The organism is Duganella sp. BJB476 (assembly GCF_003416895.1).
Taxonomy (GTDB): Bacteria; Pseudomonadota; Gammaproteobacteria; order Burkholderiales; family Burkholderiaceae_D; genus Rugamonas.
On the sequence record NZ_QVIO01000001.1, the window covers coordinates 611,287 to 629,280 of the forward strand.

Sequence of the window (17,994 nt, forward strand, 5' to 3'; positions counted from 1 at the left end):
ATTGGCTACTCTAAAGAAGCTTTCGATCCGGCAGAACTTCATGCTGCTGGCCGGTTCCGTCGCCGTGCTCATGAGCATGACGCTGTTCGCCTATAACGTCTCCGACCGCAGCAACGCCGGCCTGGACGCCGCCAACCAGTACCGCTACCAATCCTTCCTGCTGGCCACCGAATTGCGCCAGAGCTCGGACGACCTGACGCGCCTGGCCCGTACCTACGTCGAAACCGGCGAGCCGCAGTTCGAGCAGCAATACCGGGCCGTGATCGCTATCCGCGACGGCAAGCTGCCGCGCCCGCAGCACTATGAACGCGTGTATTGGGACTTCGTGTCCGCCGGTAGCCGGCCGCCCGATCCGGACGGCGCCGCCGCGTCGCTCGAACAGCTGATGCGCGATGCCCATTTCAGCGCCGCCGAGATGGCCAAGCTGAGCGAGGCCAAGGACAAATCCGACCAGCTGGTCAGGACCGAGCTGATCGCGATGAATGCCGCCAAAGGCAAGTTCGACGACGGCCACGGCGGCTTTGGCGTGCTGCGCCTGCCCGATCCGCATCTGGCGCGCGACCTGCTGCACAACCGCGCCTACCATCTGCAGAAGGCCGACGTGCTGCGGCCGATCGACGACTTCCTGGCGCTGCTGGACCAGCGCACCGCCGCCGCCGTGGCCGAGGCCCACCAGCATGCGGCGCGCATCAACCAGCTGGTCTATTTGCTGGGCGCCGTCACGCTGGCGGTGCTGGCGCTGATGCTGCTGTGGGTCTACCGTGCGATCCGCGAGCCGCTGGCCCAGGCCGTCGAGATCGCGCGCCGCATCGCCGCCGGCGACATGGGCGGGCAGATCGCGGTCGGCACCGGCGGCGAGACCGGCCAGCTGCTGCAGGCGCTGGCGCGCATGAAGGAGGCGCTGTTGCAGCACATGGCCGCCAACCGCATGCAGCTGGACCGCCTGGTCGATATGACGCAGGCGATCCCGGTGGCGGTGTTCCAGCTGCGCGTGCTGGAGAACAACGAGGTCCGGTTCAAGTTCATCGGCGCCCCGGTGCGCGAGCTGATCGGCGTCGAGGCCGACGAGCTGATGGCGGACGCCACGGCCTGCTGGCGCCACGTCGCGCCCGAGGTGGCGGCCGGGCTGCGCGGCACGCTGGACTGGCAGCAACTGGGGCAGGGCGGCGGCGTGATCGACACCGTGGTGCCGGTGCAATGGGACGGCCAGCAGCGCTGGGTGCGCTGGCAGGCGCGCGCGCACACGGCGCCCGGCAAGCGCGGGGTGTGGAGCGGCTTCTTCGAGGACGTCAGCGCCGCGCGCGAAACCGAGCAGGCGCTGCGCCAGGCGATGGAGGCGGCCGAGGCGGCCTCGCAGGTCAAGTCCAACTTCCTGGCCAATATGAGCCACGAAATCCGCACGCCGATGAACGCCATCCTCGGCATGTCGCACCTGGCGCTGCAGTCGGAACTGTCGCCGCGCCAGCGCGACTACGTGGTCAAGATCCAGCGCGCCGGCCAGCATCTGCTGGGCATCATCAACGACATCCTCGACTATTCGAAGATCGAGGCCGGGCAGATGGCCGTCGAGCATATCGACTTCAGCCTGGACAGCGTGCTCGACAACGTGGTCGGCCTGGTCAGCGAGCAAGCCCAGAAACGCGGCCTGCAGCTGTTCCTCGACGTCGCGCCCGGCCTGCCGCATGAACTGAGCGGCGATCCGCTGCGGCTGGGCCAGATCCTGATCAACTTCGCCAGCAACGCCGTCAAGTTCACCCACGAGGGCAGCGTGACGCTGGCGGTGGAGCAGCTCGAGCGCGACGGCGAGCGGGCCTTGCTGCGCTTTGCCGTCAGCGACACCGGCATCGGCCTGAGCACGGAACAGCACGCCCAGCTGTTCCAGTCCTTCAGCCAGGCCGACACCTCGATCTCGCGCAAATACGGCGGCACCGGCCTGGGCCTGGCGATCTCGCGCAAGCTGGCGGCGCTGATGGGCGGCGAGGTCGGCGTCGACAGCGTGCCGGGCCAGGGCAGCACCTTCTGGTTCACCGCCTGGGTCGGCGCCCGGCGCAACCCGACGCAGCTGCGCCACGTCGGCCTGCAGGGACTGACCGTGCTGCTGGTCGACGACGAAGCGAGCGCGCGCCAACTGGTCGGCGAGCAATTGCGCGCCATGGGACTGGAAGTGGGCTACGCCGCCGGCGGCGCCGAGGCGCTGCAGGTGCTGGCGCAGGCCGACGCCGGCGGCCGGCCGTATCAATTTGCCTTGCTGGACTGGCAGATGCCGGGACTGGACGGGGTGCAGACCGCCAAGGCGATCCAGGCGCTGCCGCTGGCGCTGCCGCCGCGGCTGGCCATCCTCAGCGCCCACGCGCGGCGCGAACTGCGCCAGCAGGCCGCGATGCTGGGCATCGAACAGGTACTGAGCAAGCCGGTCAACGCCTCGCTGCTGTTCGACACCATGATGCACCTGGCCAACCTGGAGCTGGAGATGGTGCCGGCCGAGCCGCCGCCGCCGCCGGTGCTGGTCAACCTGTCGAGCATCCGGGGGGCGCGCGTGCTGCTGGTCGAGGACAACGAGGTCAACCAGCAGGTGGCCAGCGAAATGCTGGCCGGCGCCGGCCTGCAGGTCGACATCGCCAACCACGGCGCCGAATGCCTGACCATGCTGGACCAGGGGCGTTACGACCTGGTGCTGATGGACATGCAGATGCCGGTGATGAACGGCCTGCAGGCGACCGAGACCATCCGCGCCGGCGGCCGCCATCCCGACTTGCCCATCGTCGCCATGACCGCCAACGTGCTGGCGGAAGACCGCGAGCGTTGCCAGCAGGCCGGCATGAACGACTTCATTTCCAAGCCGATCGAACCGGAGGCCTTGTGGGCGATGCTGTTGCGCTGGATCGCGCCGCGCGCCGCCGGCGGCGAGTTGGCCGCGCCATTGCGCCAGGCCGTAGCGACATCGGCTGGCATGCCGGCCATCGACGGGCTCGACACGGCGGCCGGCCTGCGGCGCGTGCTGGGCAAGCAGGCCGCCTACAGCAAGATGTTGCAGACCTTCGTGCGCGACCAGGGCGACCTGGCGGCCCGCCTGGCCGAGCGGCTGGCGCTGAGCGACCGGACCGGCGCGGCGGCCTTGCTGCACACCTTGCGCGGCGTGGCCGGCAATATCGGCGCGGTCCGGGTGCAGACCCTGGCGCAGCAGATGGAGCAGGCGCTGGCACATGAGACCGCGGCCGAACTGTTGCCGCGCCAGCAGGCGCTGGGATCGGCGCTGGAGCGGGTGCTGGCCGGAATTGCCGCGGCGCTGCCGGCAGTTGCGGCGGCGCCGCCGTTGCCGGCGCTCGCCGCGCCGGACCGGCAACTGCTGGCCAGCGTCTGTCCGCGCCTGCTGGCGCTGTTGGCCGATAACGATTCGCAGGCAGAAAATCTGGCGCAGGAGCACGCGGCGCTGCTGCGCGCCGCCTTCGGCGTGGCCGCCGCCACCGGCATGGAAGCGGCGCTGGAACAGTTCGATTTCGAGCAGGCGCATGCCCTGTTGGCCCAGGCCTGGCAGTCCAGCCAGGCCGGCGCCGTCAGCGCGGCGCCGGTCTGAGGGGCGCGACGATGAACTTCGACCGCATGCCGATCGGCCTACGCCTGGGACTTGGTTTCGGCACGGTGCTGGCGTTGCTGCTGCTGATGGCGGTGCTGAATGTCACCCGGATGGCGGCCATCCAGCTAGACCTGGAGCGGCTGGTGCTGGCCGAAAACGTCAAGGTCGAAGAAACCAACGGCATGCTCGACAACGCCCGCAACATGGCGCTGGACGCGCGCGACCTGATCTTCATGACCGAGGAGCAGCAGATGATCCCGGTCATGCGGCACTACGAGGCCGAGAAAACCAGGTACCAGCAGCATATGGCGCGCCTGGACGCGCTGGTCACGACCAGCCGGGGCAGGGCGATCCTCGCCAGCATCGTGGCCGCGCGCGACGTCGCCATTCCCGTGATGGACCAGGCGGCCGCGCTGGGGCGCATCAACCACGCCACGGAAGGCACGCGGACGTTGCTGGAAGTGTCGCGGCCGGCCCAGCTGCGCTGGATCGGCGTCATGGAAGAGCTGCTGCGCTTCCAGAAGCAGCATTCGGAACAGTCGGCGCAGGACTCGCGCCGCGCCTACGAAAGCGCGCGCCTGGTGTCGGTGCTGCTGGCCGGCGCCGCGTTGCTGGGCGGCGCCGCCATCGCCTGGCTGGTCACGCGCAGCATCACCCGTCCGCTGCATGCGGCGATCGCGGTGGCGCAGCAGATCGCCGACGGCGACCTGGGCGGCCAGATCGCGCTCGCCACCGGCGGCGAGACCGGCCGGCTGCTGGCGGCGCTGGCGCGCATGAAAGTGGCGCTGCTGCAGCACATGGCGGCCAACCGGCAGCAGCTGGACCGCATGATGGCCATGTCGGACGCGATCCCGGTCGCGATCTTCCAGTTCCAGGTCGACTGCGACAACCAGGCCCACTTCCAGTTCATCGGCAAGCCGGTGCGCCAGCTGATCGGCGTCGACGCCGACGAGCTGATGGCGGACGCCACCGCCTGCTGGCGCCACGTCGAGCCGCAGATGGCCGCGCAGCTGCGCGCCGCGCACAATTGGCACGCGCTGCGCGCCGGCGCCGGCCAGGTCGACAGCGTGCTGCCGGTGCAGTGGGACGGCCGCCAGCGCTGGGTGCACTGGCAGGCGCGCGCGCATGCCGGCGCCGGCGGCGCGGCCGATATCTGGAGCGGCTACTTCCAGGATGTCACCGACGAGCGCGAGAACGAGCAGGCGCTGCGCCAGGCCAAGGAGACGGCCGAGGCGGCCTCGCAGGTCAAGTCCAGCTTCCTGGCCAATATGAGCCACGAAATCCGCACGCCGATGAACGCCATCCTCGGCATGTCGCACCTGGCGCTGCAGTCGGAACTGTCGCCGCGCCAGCGGGACTACATGGTCAAGATCCAGCGCGCCGGCCAGCACCTGCTGGGCATCATCAACGACATCCTCGACTATTCGAAGATCGAGGCCGGGCAGATGGCCGTCGAGCACATCGACTTCAGCCTGGACAGCGTACTCGACAACGTGGTCGGGCTGGTCAGCGAACCGGCCCAGAAACGCGGCCTGCAGCTGTTCCTGGAAGTGGCCCCCGACGTCCCGCATGAACTGAGCGGCGATCCGCTGCGGCTGGGCCAGATCCTGATCAACTTCGCCAGCAACGCCGTCAAGTTCACCCACGAGGGCACGGTGATGCTGCAGGTGCAGCTGGTCGAGCGCGACGGCGCGCAAGCCTTGCTGCGCTTCGCCGTCGGCGACACCGGTATCGGCCTGAGCGCCGAGCAGCGCGGCCAGCTGTTCCAGTCGTTCAGCCAGGCCGACACCTCGATCTCGCGCAAATACGGCGGCACCGGCCTGGGCCTGGCGATCTCGCGCAAGCTGGCCGCGCTGATGGGCGGCGAGGTCGGCGTCGACAGCGTGCTGGGCGAAGGCAGCACCTTCTGGTTCACCGCCTGGGTCGGCACCAAGCGCGCCCACCGGCGCCTGCGCCACGCCGGCCTGCAGGGGCTGGCGGTGCTGCTGGTCGACGACGCGGCCGGCGACCGCCAGCTGGTCGGCGAGCAGCTGCGCGCCATGGGGCTGGAAGTGGGCTACGCCGCCGGCGGCGCCGAGGCGCTGCAGGCGCTGGCGCAGGCCGACGCCGCCGGCCATCCGTATCAATTCGCGCTGCTGGACTGGCAGATGCCGGGGCTGGACGGTGTGCAGACGGCCAAGGCGATCCAGGCGCTGCCGTTGACGCTGGCGCCGCGGCTGGCCATCCTCAGCGCGCATGCGCGGCGCGAGCTGCGCCAGCAGGCCGCCATGCTGGGCATCGAGCAGGTGCTGAACAAGCCGGTCAACGCCTCGCTGCTGTTCGATACGATGATGCAGCTGGCCAACCTGGAGCTGGAGGAACTGCCGCCGGACGCACCGTCGCCGGTGGGGCTGGCCAGCCTGCCCGCCATCCAGGGCGCGCGCGTGCTGCTGGTCGAGGACAACGAGGTCAACCAGCAGGTGGCCAGCGAAATGCTGGCCGGCGCCGGCCTGCAGGTCGACATCGCCAACCACGGCGCCGAATGCCTGTCCATGCTGGCGCAGGGGCAATACGAGCTGGTGCTGATGGACATGCAGATGCCGGTGATGAACGGCCTGCAGGCGACCGAGGCGATCCGCGCCGGCGGCCGCCATCCCGACCTGCCGATCGTGGCCATGACCGCCAACGTGCTGGCCGAGGACCGCGAGCGTTGCCGCCAGGCCGGCATGAACGACTTCGTCTCCAAGCCGATCGAACCGGAAGCGCTGTGGGCGCTGCTGCTGCGCTGGATCGCGCCGCGCCAGGCCGGCGGCGCGCCGCCGTTGCCGCCGCCGGCGGCGCCGTCCGGCGAGGCGGCGCCGGTCATCGCCGGCCTCGACACTGCGGCCGGCCTGCGCCGCGTGCTGGGCAAGCAGGCCGCCTACAGCAAGATGCTGCAGACCTTTGTGCGCGACCAGGGCGGCATGGCGGCGCGCCTGGCCGAGCGGCTGGAACTGAGCGACCGGGCCGGCGCGGCGGCCTTGCTGCACACCTTGCGCGGCGTGGCCGGCAATATCGGCGCGGTCCGGGTGCAGACGCTGGCGCAGCAACTGGAACAGGCGCTGGGGCGCGAAACGGCGGCCGAACTGCAGGCTCGCCAGGTCGCGCTGGTGCTGGAACTGGAGCGGGTGCTGGCCGCCGTCACTGCGGCACTGCCGGCGGCAACGGTCGCGCCGCTGGCGGCGCTCACCGCGCCGGACCAGCAACTGCTGGCCGGCGTGTGTGCCCGCCTGCAGGCGCTGTTGGCCGACAATGATTCGCAGGCCGAAAACCTGTTGCAGGAGCATATGATTTTGTTGCGCGCCGCTTTCGGCGACGCCGCCGATGCCATCGAGCGTGCGCTCGACCAGTTTGATTTCGAACACGCGCATGCCCTGCTGGCGGACGCCCGGCAAGCGGGCAGGGCCAACCTACAAGGGAGTACAGCATGAGTCTGGGAGCGATCCGTTTTCTGGTGGTCGACGATATGGAGGTGATGCGCAAGCTCACCGTCGACCAGTTGCGCGCGCTGGGCGCGCTGCATATCGAACAGGCCAACGACGGCCAGGCCGCGCTGAAGATGTTGCAGCGCCAGCCATTCGACCTGGTGCTGGCCGACTGGAACATGCCGGTAATGACCGGCATCGAGCTGCTCAGGACAGTGCGCGCTGACGCCGAGCTCAGTACCATGCCCATCATCATGGTAACGGCCGAGTCCGAGCGCGGCCGGGTGCAGGAGGCCATCGCCAGCGGCGTGTCCGAACTGCTGGTCAAGCCCTACACCACCACCCGCCTGGGCGACAAGGTGCTCAAGGTGCTGCAGCGTAGCGAGCGGCGCAAGGCGGCCGAGCTGGAGGCGGCCGAGGCGGCCCGGCGCGCGGCCGCCGACGGCGCCCTGGCCGAGGCGGAACAAGCGGCGGCCGCTGCCGCCGCCGCGGCCGCGCCAGTGGCGCCGCCGGAAGAGCAGGACGAGCGCCTGACCATCCTGGCGGTCGACGACACGCCCGACAACCTGCGCCTGATCTCGCGCGTGTTCGAGGACAAGTACCGGGTGCGGCTGGCCCACAACGGCGAGAAGGCGCTGGCCATCTGCACCTCGATCGCGCCGCCCGACCTGCTGCTGCTGGACGTGATGATGCCGGGCATGGACGGCTTCGAGCTGGCGCGCCAGCTGCGCGCCCATCCCAACTGCGAGCACCTGCCGATCATCTTCGTGACGGCGATGGACGATGTGATGGCGCAGCGGCGCGGCCTGAGCCTGGGCGCGGTCGACTACATCACCAAGCCCATCGACCCGGACCTGCTGCAGCTGCGGGTGCACAACTTCGCCCGCCTGATCATGCGCCAGAAGGAACGCCAGGACGAGTACGACGACATGCTGGCCCAGGCCCGCCTGCGCGAGGACATCGACCGCATGCTGCGGCATGACCTGCTCGGCCCGCTGGGCGGGGTGGCCGGCCTGGCGCAGCAGCTGGCGGCGGCGCCGGCGCTGCTGCCCGAGCACGCCGAGCTGGCGCAACTGATCGCCGCCACCACCAGGGATGCGCTGGACAGCATCGCATTGTCGGCCGAGCTGTTCAAGATCGAGACCGGCCGCTACACCCGGCGCAGTACCGCCGTGGCGCTGACGCCGCTGTTGCAGCGGGTCGTGGCGCTGGCGCTGGCCAGTTTCGCCAGCAAGGAGCTGGTCATCACTTGCGACGTCAGCACCGCCGCCGGCGCCCACACGACCGGCGATCCGCTGCTCTACAACGCCGTGTTTCACAACCTGCTGAAGAACGCCTGCGAGGCGGCGCCTCCATCCTCGGCGGTGCGGCTGCAAGTGTTGGGCGAGCAGCCGCTCACCGTCGAGCTGGAGAACCAGGGCGTGGTGCCGCCGGCCTTGCGCAGCCGCCTGTTCACCAAGAACGCCACCAGCAAGCGCGGTGGGTCCGGCCTCGGCACCTATTCGGCCAGGCTGCTGCTGGAAGCCCAGGGCGGCAGCGTCGCACTGCATACGGACGATGCGGCCGACCGCACCGTCGTCACCGTCACCTTGCCGGCGCTGGTCTAGCTTCGCCTGGCAACTATTTCTGAAGAAAGCACTATATGGCAGAGAAACAATTGATACTGGCCGTGGACGACGAGGCCGGCAACCTGCAACTGCTGCACCAGATCCTCGGCGACGACTACCGGCTGCTGCTGGCCAAGGACGGCGAACGGGCGCTGGCGCTGGCGCGTGACAAGCGGCCGGCGCTGATCCTGCTCGATGTGGTGATGCCCGGCCTGGGCGGCTACGAAATCTGCGAACGGCTCAAGGCCGATCCGGCCACGGCCGCGATTCCGGTCGTCTTCGTCACCAGCATGGGCGACACCGACGACGAGCTGCGTGGCTTCCGCTGCGGCGCGGTCGACTACATCAGCAAGCCGGTCAGTCCGCCCATCGTGCAGGCGCGGGTGCGCACCCATCTGTCGCTGGTGCGGGCCGAGGAGCTGCTGACCAGCCGGCTGGAGTTCATGCAGCGGCTGGGCCGCGCCGCCGAATACAAGGACAACGAAACCGGCACCCATGTGCTCCGCATGAGCCACTACGCGCGCCTGCTGGCGCTGGCGGCCGGGCTGGGCGAGGAAGTGGCCGACGAGCTGCTGCACGCGGCGCCGCTGCACGACGTCGGCAAGATCGGCATTCCCGACCACATCCTGCTCAAGCCCGGCAAGCTCGATGCGGACGAATGGAAAATCATGCAGACCCACGCGGCGATCGGCGCCGACATCATCGGCGAGCATCCGTCCGGCATGTTGCGGCTGGCGCACCGCGTGGCGCTGGAGCATCACGAGAAATACGACGGCAGCGGTTACCCGAACGGCCTGGTCGGCGAGCAGATCGACATCACCGCTCGCATCGTGGCGATCGCCGACGTGTTCGATGCGTTGACCTCGTCGCGGCCCTACAAGCAGGCCTGGCCGCTGGAGCAGGTGATCGCCTACTTGCTGGAACAGCGCGGCAAGCATTTCGATCCGCACCTGGTCGAGCTGTTCATGGACCTGCTGCCGGAAGTGGACCTGATACGGCGTCGCTGGCAGGACACACACTAGCCATCTCCGCGCGCCGATGTGTCACGGCGGCAAAAATGCCTGATAATGGGGCAACCGCCTGCGGCGAGGCGGTTGCCGACAAGGGGAGGACGCATGGCGCAAGTGCTGAAGGTACTGGTGGTCGATGATGTCGAAACGATGCGCAAGGTCACGGCGGGCCAGCTGGCCGCGCTGGGCTGCGGCGCGCCGGACCTGGCCGGCGACGGCGCCGAAGCCTGGCGCATGCTGGAACGCAATCGCTACGACCTGGTGATCTCCGACTGGAATATGCCGGCCATGACCGGCATCGCCCTGTTGCAGCTAATGCGGTCCAGCCCGCGCCATGCGCACACGCCGTTCATCATGATCACCGCCGAGGCCGAGCGCAGCCGGATCGAGGCCGCCATCGCCAGCGGCGTCAGCGACCTGCTGGTCAAGCCCTACACGGCCGGCCGCCTGGCCACCAGCATCCAGCGCGCCATGGCGCACCAGGTCGCGCCGCCGGCGCCGGAGCACGCCGTCACGCCGGTCACGGCCGCGCCCATCGCCGAGACGGTCGGCCAGCCGCAAGGCGCCGTCCACCTGCCGCCGACGGCGCCGCCGCCACCGACCATGTTGCTGGTTGACGACACCGCCGACAACCTGCACGTGCTGGCCAACGTCTTCAAGGGCCAGTACCGCATCAAGGCCGCGCACAACGGCGAGAAGGCGCTGGCGCTGTGCTGCTCCGACACGCCGCCCGACCTGGTGCTGCTGGACGTGATGATGCCGGGCATGGACGGCTTCGAAGTGGCGCGCCGCATGCGCGAGCATCCGAACTCCGAGAGCGTGCCCATCATCTTCGTCACCGCGCTGACCGACGACAGCTCCCGCCTGCAAGGCATGGAGCTGGGCGCGGTGGACTTCGTCACCAAGCCGATCGACCCGACCCAGCTCAAGCTGCGGGTCGACAACTTCATGCGCTACGTTGAACTGCGCCGCCAGTTGCAGGCCGACTACGACAACATGCTGGCGATGGCCCGCCTGCGCGACGACGTCGAGGCGATGACGCGCCACGACCTGAAGGGCCCGCTGGCCGGCGCCATCGGCATCGTGCAGGCGCTGGCCGACGCCGGCGACCTCGACCGGCGCCAGGCCGAGCAGCTGCGACTGGCCGAGCAGGCCATGCTGCAAGTGATCGACATGGTCAACCTGTCGACCGAACAGTACAAGATCGAGACCGGCAAATACGTGCTGCACGCGGCGCCGCTGGCGATCAGCGACATGCTGCGGCGGGTGGTCGAGACGGCGCGCGCCTTCTATGCCGGCAAGCAGCTGGTGATCGCGGTCGATACCGATTTCGACGTCGGCACCGATCCGCCATCCGGCCTGGGCGATGCCATGCTGACGTACTCGCTGCTCAACAACCTGATCAAGAACGCCTGCGAAGCCTCGCCCGAGCGCGGCCGGGTCAGCGCCACCTTGTACGCCGGCTCGCCGCTGCGCATCGAGATCGTCAACAAGGGCGTGATACCGCAGGAGATCAGGCCGCGGTTCTTCGACAAGTTCGTCACCGGCGGCAAGGCCGGCGGCACCGGCCTGGGCACGTATTCGGCCCGGCTGCTGGCGCGTGCCCAGCATGGCGAGGTGGCGTTTGCCGTCAACGACGAGGCCCACACCACCACGCTGATCATCACGCTGCCGGCCGGTCCGTCGGCCACGGCGCCTTAGTTGGCGGCCGCGCCTCAGGGCTGCGCGGCCAGGGCGTCCAACGCCAGCAGCGCCGCGTCGAAGTCGAAGCGCTCCACTTCCAGGCTGGCGCGGCGCAGCTGGCGCGCCAGCGGCTGGCCTTGCACCAGCTCTTCCAGTTCGCCCAGCAGGTCGAGGGCGGCGGTGTCGCTGTCGGCCAGCAATGCGCGCAGCCGGGCCAGCATGTCCAGGGCCTGCGGCGACAGCGGGCCTGCCTCTACGGCATCGGCGGCGCCGGCAACGGTAGCCGAAGCCGGATCGAGCGCCGCCAGGCCGGCCAGCACCGGCGCCAGTTCCAGCTCCACCTGCGCCAGCCGCTGGGCGATCTCGTCCGCGCCGGCGCCGGCCTTGCAAGCCAGTTCCAGCGTGGCCGCCGCCGCCGCCGTGGCCTTGGCGCCGATATTGCCGGCCGTGCCGCGCAGCGTGTGCGCCACACGTGCCGGTGCGTCGGCGTCGCTGCCGCTGGTGGCTGCCTCGAAACTGGCGCGGAACTGCGCCTGGCCATTGCGGAAGCGGCCCAGCAACCTGCGGTAAAGTTCGGGACGCCCCATGCTGGTGGCCAGCCCGGCCGCCTGGTCGATGCCCGGCAAGTCCGGCAGGGCTGCCGCCGCACCCACGCGGCCGCCCGCGCCGGCGGCCGGCAGACTGGCCGCGGCCGGTTGCGCCGGGCGGATCCACTTGGCCATGGTGGCGAACATCAGCGCCACATTCAACGGCTTGGAGATATGGTCGTTCATGCCGGACGCCAGCGCCTGTTCGCGGTCGCCGTCCATGGCGTTGGCCGTCATCGCGATCACCGGCAGCTGCGCCCAGCGCGGCTGCTGGCGCAGCAGGCGGGTGGCGCTGTAGCCGTCCATGACCGGCATCTGGCAATCCATCAGCACGCCGTCGAAGGCGGCGCCGGTGGCCAGCAGGTCGAGCGCCTGCTGGCCGTCGTCGACGATGGTCAGCACGATGCCGGCGCTTTCAAGCAGTTCGCGCGCCAGCTCCTGGTTCAGGTCGTTGTCCTCGGCCAGCAGGATGCGGGCGCCGGCCAGGCTGGCCTGGTCGGCGGCGCTGCGGTCCTGGCGTTCGGCCAGGCGGGTTTCGGCCACCACGCCCTTGCCCAGCGCCTCGCCGATCGCCTCCAGCAGCGTCGACGGCGTGACCGGCTTGGTCAGCACCGCCGGCAGCATCACCTGCCGCCGCATGGCCGCCTCGTGGGCCTCGTCGCGGCCGAAGGCGGTCACCATGATCACCGATGGAATATGGGTCACGGCGCCGTTCTGCATGCGGTGCAGGGTTTCCACGCCATCCATCACCGGCATGCGCCAGTCCAGCAGCACCAGGTCGTAGGGCAGGGCGACGCGCTCGGCCTCGACCATCGCGCGCAGCGCGGCGTTGCCGTTCTCGGCCACGTCCACCTCCAGCCCGAAGCTGCGCGCCATGGTGGACAGGATTTCGCGCGCGCTGGCGTTGTCGTCCACCACCAGCACCCGCAGGCCGAGCAGCTCGTCGGCGTGGAACATGCGGCGCGGCGCGAAGTCGGTCTGGCGTCCGAACCAGGCGTGGAAGTGGAAGGTCGAGCCCTGGCCGGCGGCGCTCTCGACCCAGATGCGGCCGGTCATCAGCTCCACCAGCTTTTTCGAGATCGCCAGCCCCAGCCCGGTGCCGCCGTACTTGCGGGTGATCGAGCTGTCGGCCTGGCTGAACGACTGGAACAGGCCTGCGCACTGTTCCGGCGTCATGCCGATGCCGCTGTCGCGCACCCAGAAGTGCAGCTCGACCCGGCCGTCCGCCTCGCCGATCAGCTCGGCGCCGACGACGATCTCGCCGCTGTCGGTGAACTTGGCGGCGTTGTTGCCGAGGTTGATCAATACCTGGCCCAGCCGCAGCGGGTCGCCCAGCAGCGCGGTGGGCAGGTCGGACGCCGTCGCGAACAGCAGCTCCAGTCCCTTGTCCTCGGCCTTCAGGCCTATCATGCTGGCGAAATTCTCCAGCACGTCCTCCAGCCGGAACGGTACCTGCTCGATGCTCATCTTGCCGGCCTCGATCTTGGAGAAGTCGAGGATGTCGTTGATGATGCCCAGCAGGTTCTCGGACGAGCGGTGCACCTTCTCGATGTAGTTGCGCTGCTTCTTGTCGAGCTCGGTCTTCAGCGCCAGGTGGCTCATGCCGATGATGGCGTTCATCGGGGTGCGGATCTCGTGGCTCATATTGGCCAGGAAGTCGCTCTTGGCGCGGGTCGCGTCCTCGGCCACTTCCTTGGCGCGCACCACCTCGGCCTCGGCGCGTTTGCGGTCGCTGATGTCGCGCACCGAGGCGCAGACGCAGACGCCGCGCCCTTCGATCGCCGGCAGCCGCGACAGGCCGATCTCGATCGAGAATTCGCTGCCGTCCTTGCGCAGGCCGTGCAAGTCGGCGCCGACGGTGCCCATCTGACGCGCGCTGCCGTGGGCGATGAAGCCGTTGCGCTCGCCGACATGGCGGCCGCGCATGGCCTGCGGCACCAGCGTTTCGATCGGCTGGCCGGCCAGCTCGCCGGCTTCGTAGCCGAACAGCTTGTCGAGCTGCGGATTGGTGATCAGGATGTGGCCGTCGACGTCGACCACCAGCATGCCGTCCGGCGCCGCCTCGAGGATGCCGCGATACCAGGCTTCGGTGGCCTTCAGCGCCACCTGCTGCTGCGCCAGTTCGGCCGACTGCTGTTCGGTGCGCGCCAGCAGCGCACGCACCGCCTGGTTGCGGATCTTGATTTCCATCGTCATCGCCAGCTTGGGCAGCAGCTCGTCCAGCAGCGCGCTCTCGGTGGCGGCGGGGGCGTCGAAGCTGGCCAGCTCCAGCACGCCCATCAGGCGGTTGCCATGCAGCAGCGGCAGCACCAACAGGTGGCGCGCCTGGGCCTGGCCCAGCTGCGATTGGATGGTGGCGTAGTGTTCCGGCAGCTCGCTCATGCGGCGCGGCTGGCGGTCCAGCGCGCATTGGCCCAGCAGCCCGCTGCCCAGCGGCAGCAACGGCGCCGGCGGATGATCGGCGTCGGCCGCATAACTGCCGCACAGGCGCAGCTGCTGGCCCGATTCGTCCAGCGTGTACAGCACACCGCGCCCGACCTTCAGCAACGGCGCCACCAGCGCCAGGAACTGCTGCGCTAGCCCGTCCAGCGAGGTCGCTTGTTGCAGCTCGGCCTGGATCGCCGCCTCCTGCGACTTGATCCAGCGCCGCGCATCCAGCTGCCTCGCCTCGATCTGCAGCAGGGCGATGGCGCGCGCCAGGTCGCCGGTTTCGTTGTGGTAGTCGGTGTGCGGGATGATGGTGTCGAGCTGCCCGGCGGCCAGGCTGTCGACCGCCTGGCGCAGCCGGTTGACGGGGCGGCGGATCGACATGCTGATGCCGCCGGCGCACAGCAGCGCCAGGGTCAGGCCGCCCAGCAGCAGCGCATAGGTCAGCAGGTTGCTGCTGGCGGAGTACTGGCGGATGTTGTAGATGGTGCTGCGGACATTGGAGTCCTTGACGGCGGCGATCTCGGCCAGCAACTGGTCGGCGCCGCGCAGCGATTGCTGGAAGCGCTCGCTGTCGAGGATGGCCTTGGCCTCGCCGGGGTGCTTTTGCCGGACCAGGTCGAGCGCCTCGTCGCTGGTGCGTTCGGTGCGTGTCAGCAAATTATCGATGTTGCCCATGCGCCGCTGGTTTTCGACCCGCAGCAGCGTGCTGCGCGCTTCGTCGACCGCGAAGTGCAGATGCTCGCGGGCCTCTTCCAGCCGCTGCAGCGCCTCGTCTTCGGCGACCGGGTCGGGCGCGCCGACGATCTGGTGCAGCGCCAGCTCGAAATGGGCCAGCTGGATGCGCGCCTCCTTGACCTGCACGATGCCGATCATGCCCTCGCCGAGCAGGCGCTGCATGTCGCGGCTCAGCTTGTCCTGGGCCAGCAGGCTTTGCAGCCCCAGCGCCAGCGCCAGCAGCAGCACCGCGCAAAAGCCGGCGATCAGTTTCTGGCGCAGGCGCAGTCGTTCGAGATATTGAAGCGGCGATCTCATCGGAGCCCGTTCACGCGGCCGGCGCGCTGTGCGCGACCGCGGCGGCTTTCTTGGCCATGTCCTGGTCGCTGTCGGCGAAGCGGGCGGCGATCTGCTGGAACACCGGCAGGCAGGCCTGGAAGGCGTCGCAGATGTCCGGATCGAAATGCGCGCCGCGGCCGTCGAGGATGATCTGCACCGCCTGCTCGTGCGGCATGCCTTCCTTGTAGACGCGGCGGCTGATCAGCGCGTCGTACACGTCGGCCACCGCCATCAGCCGCGCCGAGATCGGGATGGCGTCGCCGGCCAGGCCTTCCGGGTAGCCGCTGCCGTCCCACTTCTCCTGGTGGCCGTAGGCGATCTCCTTGGCCAGCCGCAGGAAATCGACGTCCATGCCCAGCTGCTGTTCGGCGTGGGCGATGGCGTCGCGGCCCAGCGTGGTGTGGGTCTTCATGATCTCGAATTCCTCCGGCGTGAAGCGGCCCGGCTTGAGCAGGATGCGGTCCGGAATGCCGATCTTGCCGATGTCGTGCAGCGGCGCCGACTTGAACAGCAGCTTGATGGTGTCGTCGTCGAGGAACTGGCGGAAGCGCGGATGCTCGCGCAAGTGTTCGGCCAGCACCCGCACGTAATGCTGGGTGCGGCGGATGTGGTTGCCGGTTTCGTTGTCGCGCGTTTCGGCCAGCGAGGCCATGGCGTGGATGGTGACGTCCTGGATCGCACTCAGCTCGCGCATGCGGCGCTGCACTTCCTGCTCCAGGTAGTCGTTCTTGTCGCGCAGGAAATCGGCCGCGTCCTTGACCTTGAGCTGGGTGCGCACCCGGGCCAGCACCACGGGCGGGCTGATCGGCTTGGTGATGTAGTCGGCCGCGCCCAGCTCCAGGCCGCGCGTCTCGTCGTCGGTGGACGCCATCGCGGTCAGGAAGATGATGGGGATGGCGCGCGTGCGCGGCTCGGCCTGCAAGGCTTGCGCCACCTGGTGGCCGTTCATGCCGGGCATCATGATGTCGAGCAGGATCAGGTCGGGCGGCGGGCTGTCGTTGGCGATCTTCAGTGCCTTTTCGCCATTGTTGGCGGCCTTGACGGTGTAGCTATCCTTCAGCAAGTTGGCCATCAGCAGCAGGTTGTCCGGGGTGTCGTCCACCACCAGGATGACGGGCTTGACGGGATGGTCGGGGATGAGTTCCATGCTGAACGCTCCGGTAAGGTGGCGGGCTGCTGCATACACAGACTATAGCTGTCTCTCATGCAAGTGTAAACAGAGTGCAATACCGGCGTGGCCTGGGCTTCGCCGCCGGCGACAAAGCCTGGACATTTGACGACAGCGCGCCTGCCACGATTGACGCGCCACGCCGTCGCCGCCACCATGGCCGATCGATCATGCAATCTAGTGAGGAGTGAATATGACCCAAGACGTAGTTGTGTTAAGCGCCGCCCGTTCCGCCATCGGCGCCTTCGGCGGCAGCCTGGCCGACCTGGAGCCGGCCGAGCTGGCCGCGCAGGTGATGCAGGCCGCCATCGCCCGCGCCGGCGTCGACGCCGCCGCCATCGGCAACGCCGTGGTCGGCACCTGCATCCCGACCGACTCGCGCTACGCCTACGTGGCGCGGGTGGCGTCGGTGAACGCCGGCCTGTCCAAGGAGTCGGTGGCGATGCAGGTCAACCGCCTGTGCGCGTCCGGCCTGCAGGGCATCGTCACGGCCGCGCAGGGCATCCAGCTGGGCGACTTCGAATACGGCCTGGGCGGCGGCGTCGAGGTGATGTCGCGCGGCAGCTACATGATGCCGGCCTTGCGCAGCGGCGCCCGCATGGGCGACGCCAAGGCCATCGACATGATGGTGGCGGTGCTGACCGATCCGTTCGGCGTCGGCCACATGGGCATCACGGCCGAGAACCTGGCCGCGAAGTGGGGCATCACCCGCGAAGAGCAGGACGCGTTCGCGCTGGAGTCGCAGCGCCGCGCCGGCGTCGCCATTGCCGACGGCCGCTTCGTCAGCCAGATCGTGCCGATCGTGCGCAAGACCCGCAAGGGCGAGCTGGTGTTCGACACGGATGAGCATCCGAAGGCCGACACCACGCTGGAGGCGCTGGCTAAAATGCGCCCGGCCTTCAAGCCGGACGGCACCGTCACCGCCGGCAACGCGTCCGGCATCAACGACGGCGCCGCCTTCCTGGTGCTGGCCAACGCGCAGACGGCGGCGCGCGAAGGGCGGCGTCCGCTGGCGCGCCTGGTCAGCTACGCGCTGGCCGGCGTGCCGAACGAGATCATGGGCGAGGGGCCGATCCCGGCCACCAAACTGGCGCTGGCCAAGGCCGGCCTGCGGCTGGACCAGATCGACGTGATCGAAGCGAACGAAGCGTTCGCGGCGCAGGCGATCGCGGTCAACCGCGCGCTGGAACTGGACCCGGCCAAGACCAATCCCAACGGCGGTGCCATCGCGCTGGGCCATCCGGTGGGCTGCTCCGGCGCTTTCATCGCCACCAAGGCCATCCACGAACTGCACCGTAGCGGCGGCCGTTATGCCTTGGTCACCATGTGCATCGGCGGCGGCCAGGGCATCGCCGTGATCTTCGAACGCTGCTGAAAACCACATGTCGTGAAATGCGAAGTGCCCGTCACGAAATGAATGCGCGACGGGCCGCAGCGAA

8 protein-coding genes are annotated in these 17,994 nt (G+C 69.2%); 6 read left to right on the forward strand and 2 right to left on the reverse strand.

The genetic code is table 11. The features are described from left to right. Position 1 precedes the first annotated feature (1 nt). From D0T21_RS02740 to D0T21_RS02760, 5 genes are all read left to right on the forward strand, one after another. Entirely contained in the window at positions 2 to 3,574 is a 3,573-nt protein-coding gene (locus tag D0T21_RS02740) for a response regulator (RefSeq protein WP_158567951.1), read from the forward strand. An 11-nt stretch (positions 3,575 to 3,585) separates the two neighbouring features. Further along, the gene (locus tag D0T21_RS02745) at positions 3,586 to 7,023 is read left to right on the forward strand and encodes a response regulator (RefSeq protein WP_116988296.1); all 3,438 of its coding nucleotides are present in this window, start codon (positions 3,586 to 3,588) and stop codon (positions 7,021 to 7,023) included. Next, on the forward strand, positions 7,020 to 8,624 hold the full coding sequence (locus D0T21_RS02750) for a response regulator (protein WP_116988297.1): 1,605 nt from the start codon (positions 7,020 to 7,022) through the stop codon (positions 8,622 to 8,624). Before D0T21_RS02745 ends, D0T21_RS02750 begins: the two co-directional genes overlap by 4 nt. A 35-nt stretch (positions 8,625 to 8,659) precedes the next feature. Continuing rightward, positions 8,660 to 9,646, forward strand: a complete 987-nt coding sequence (locus D0T21_RS02755) for a two-component system response regulator (protein WP_116988298.1) — start codon at positions 8,660 to 8,662, stop codon at positions 9,644 to 9,646. Positions 9,647 to 9,739: 93 nt separating this feature from the next. Next, a complete protein-coding gene (locus D0T21_RS02760; RefSeq protein ID WP_116988299.1) occupies positions 9,740 to 11,335 on the forward strand; it encodes a response regulator in 1,596 nt (531 codons plus the stop codon). 14 nt (positions 11,336 to 11,349) lie between these two features. Here D0T21_RS02760 and D0T21_RS02765 read toward each other — a convergent pair whose 3' ends face one another. Then, positions 11,350 to 15,366 carry a response regulator gene (locus D0T21_RS02765; RefSeq protein WP_116988300.1) on the reverse strand — a complete coding sequence of 1,339 codons (4,017 nt, stop codon included), beginning with the start codon at positions 15,364 to 15,366 and terminating at the stop codon, positions 11,350 to 11,352. A gap of 10 nt (positions 15,367 to 15,376) precedes the next feature. Beyond that, positions 15,377 to 16,534: a two-component system response regulator gene (locus D0T21_RS02770; protein ID WP_116988301.1), complete on the reverse strand. Its 1,158-nt coding sequence runs from the start codon at positions 16,532 to 16,534 to the stop codon at positions 15,377 to 15,379. 214 nt (positions 16,535 to 16,748) lie between these two features. Here D0T21_RS02770 and D0T21_RS02775 point away from each other — a divergent pair, with 214 nt between their 5' ends. Beyond that, positions 16,749 to 17,930, forward strand: a complete 1,182-nt coding sequence (locus tag D0T21_RS02775) for an acetyl-CoA C-acyltransferase family protein (protein WP_116988302.1) — start codon at positions 16,749 to 16,751, stop codon at positions 17,928 to 17,930. Positions 17,931 to 17,994 lie beyond the last annotated feature (64 nt).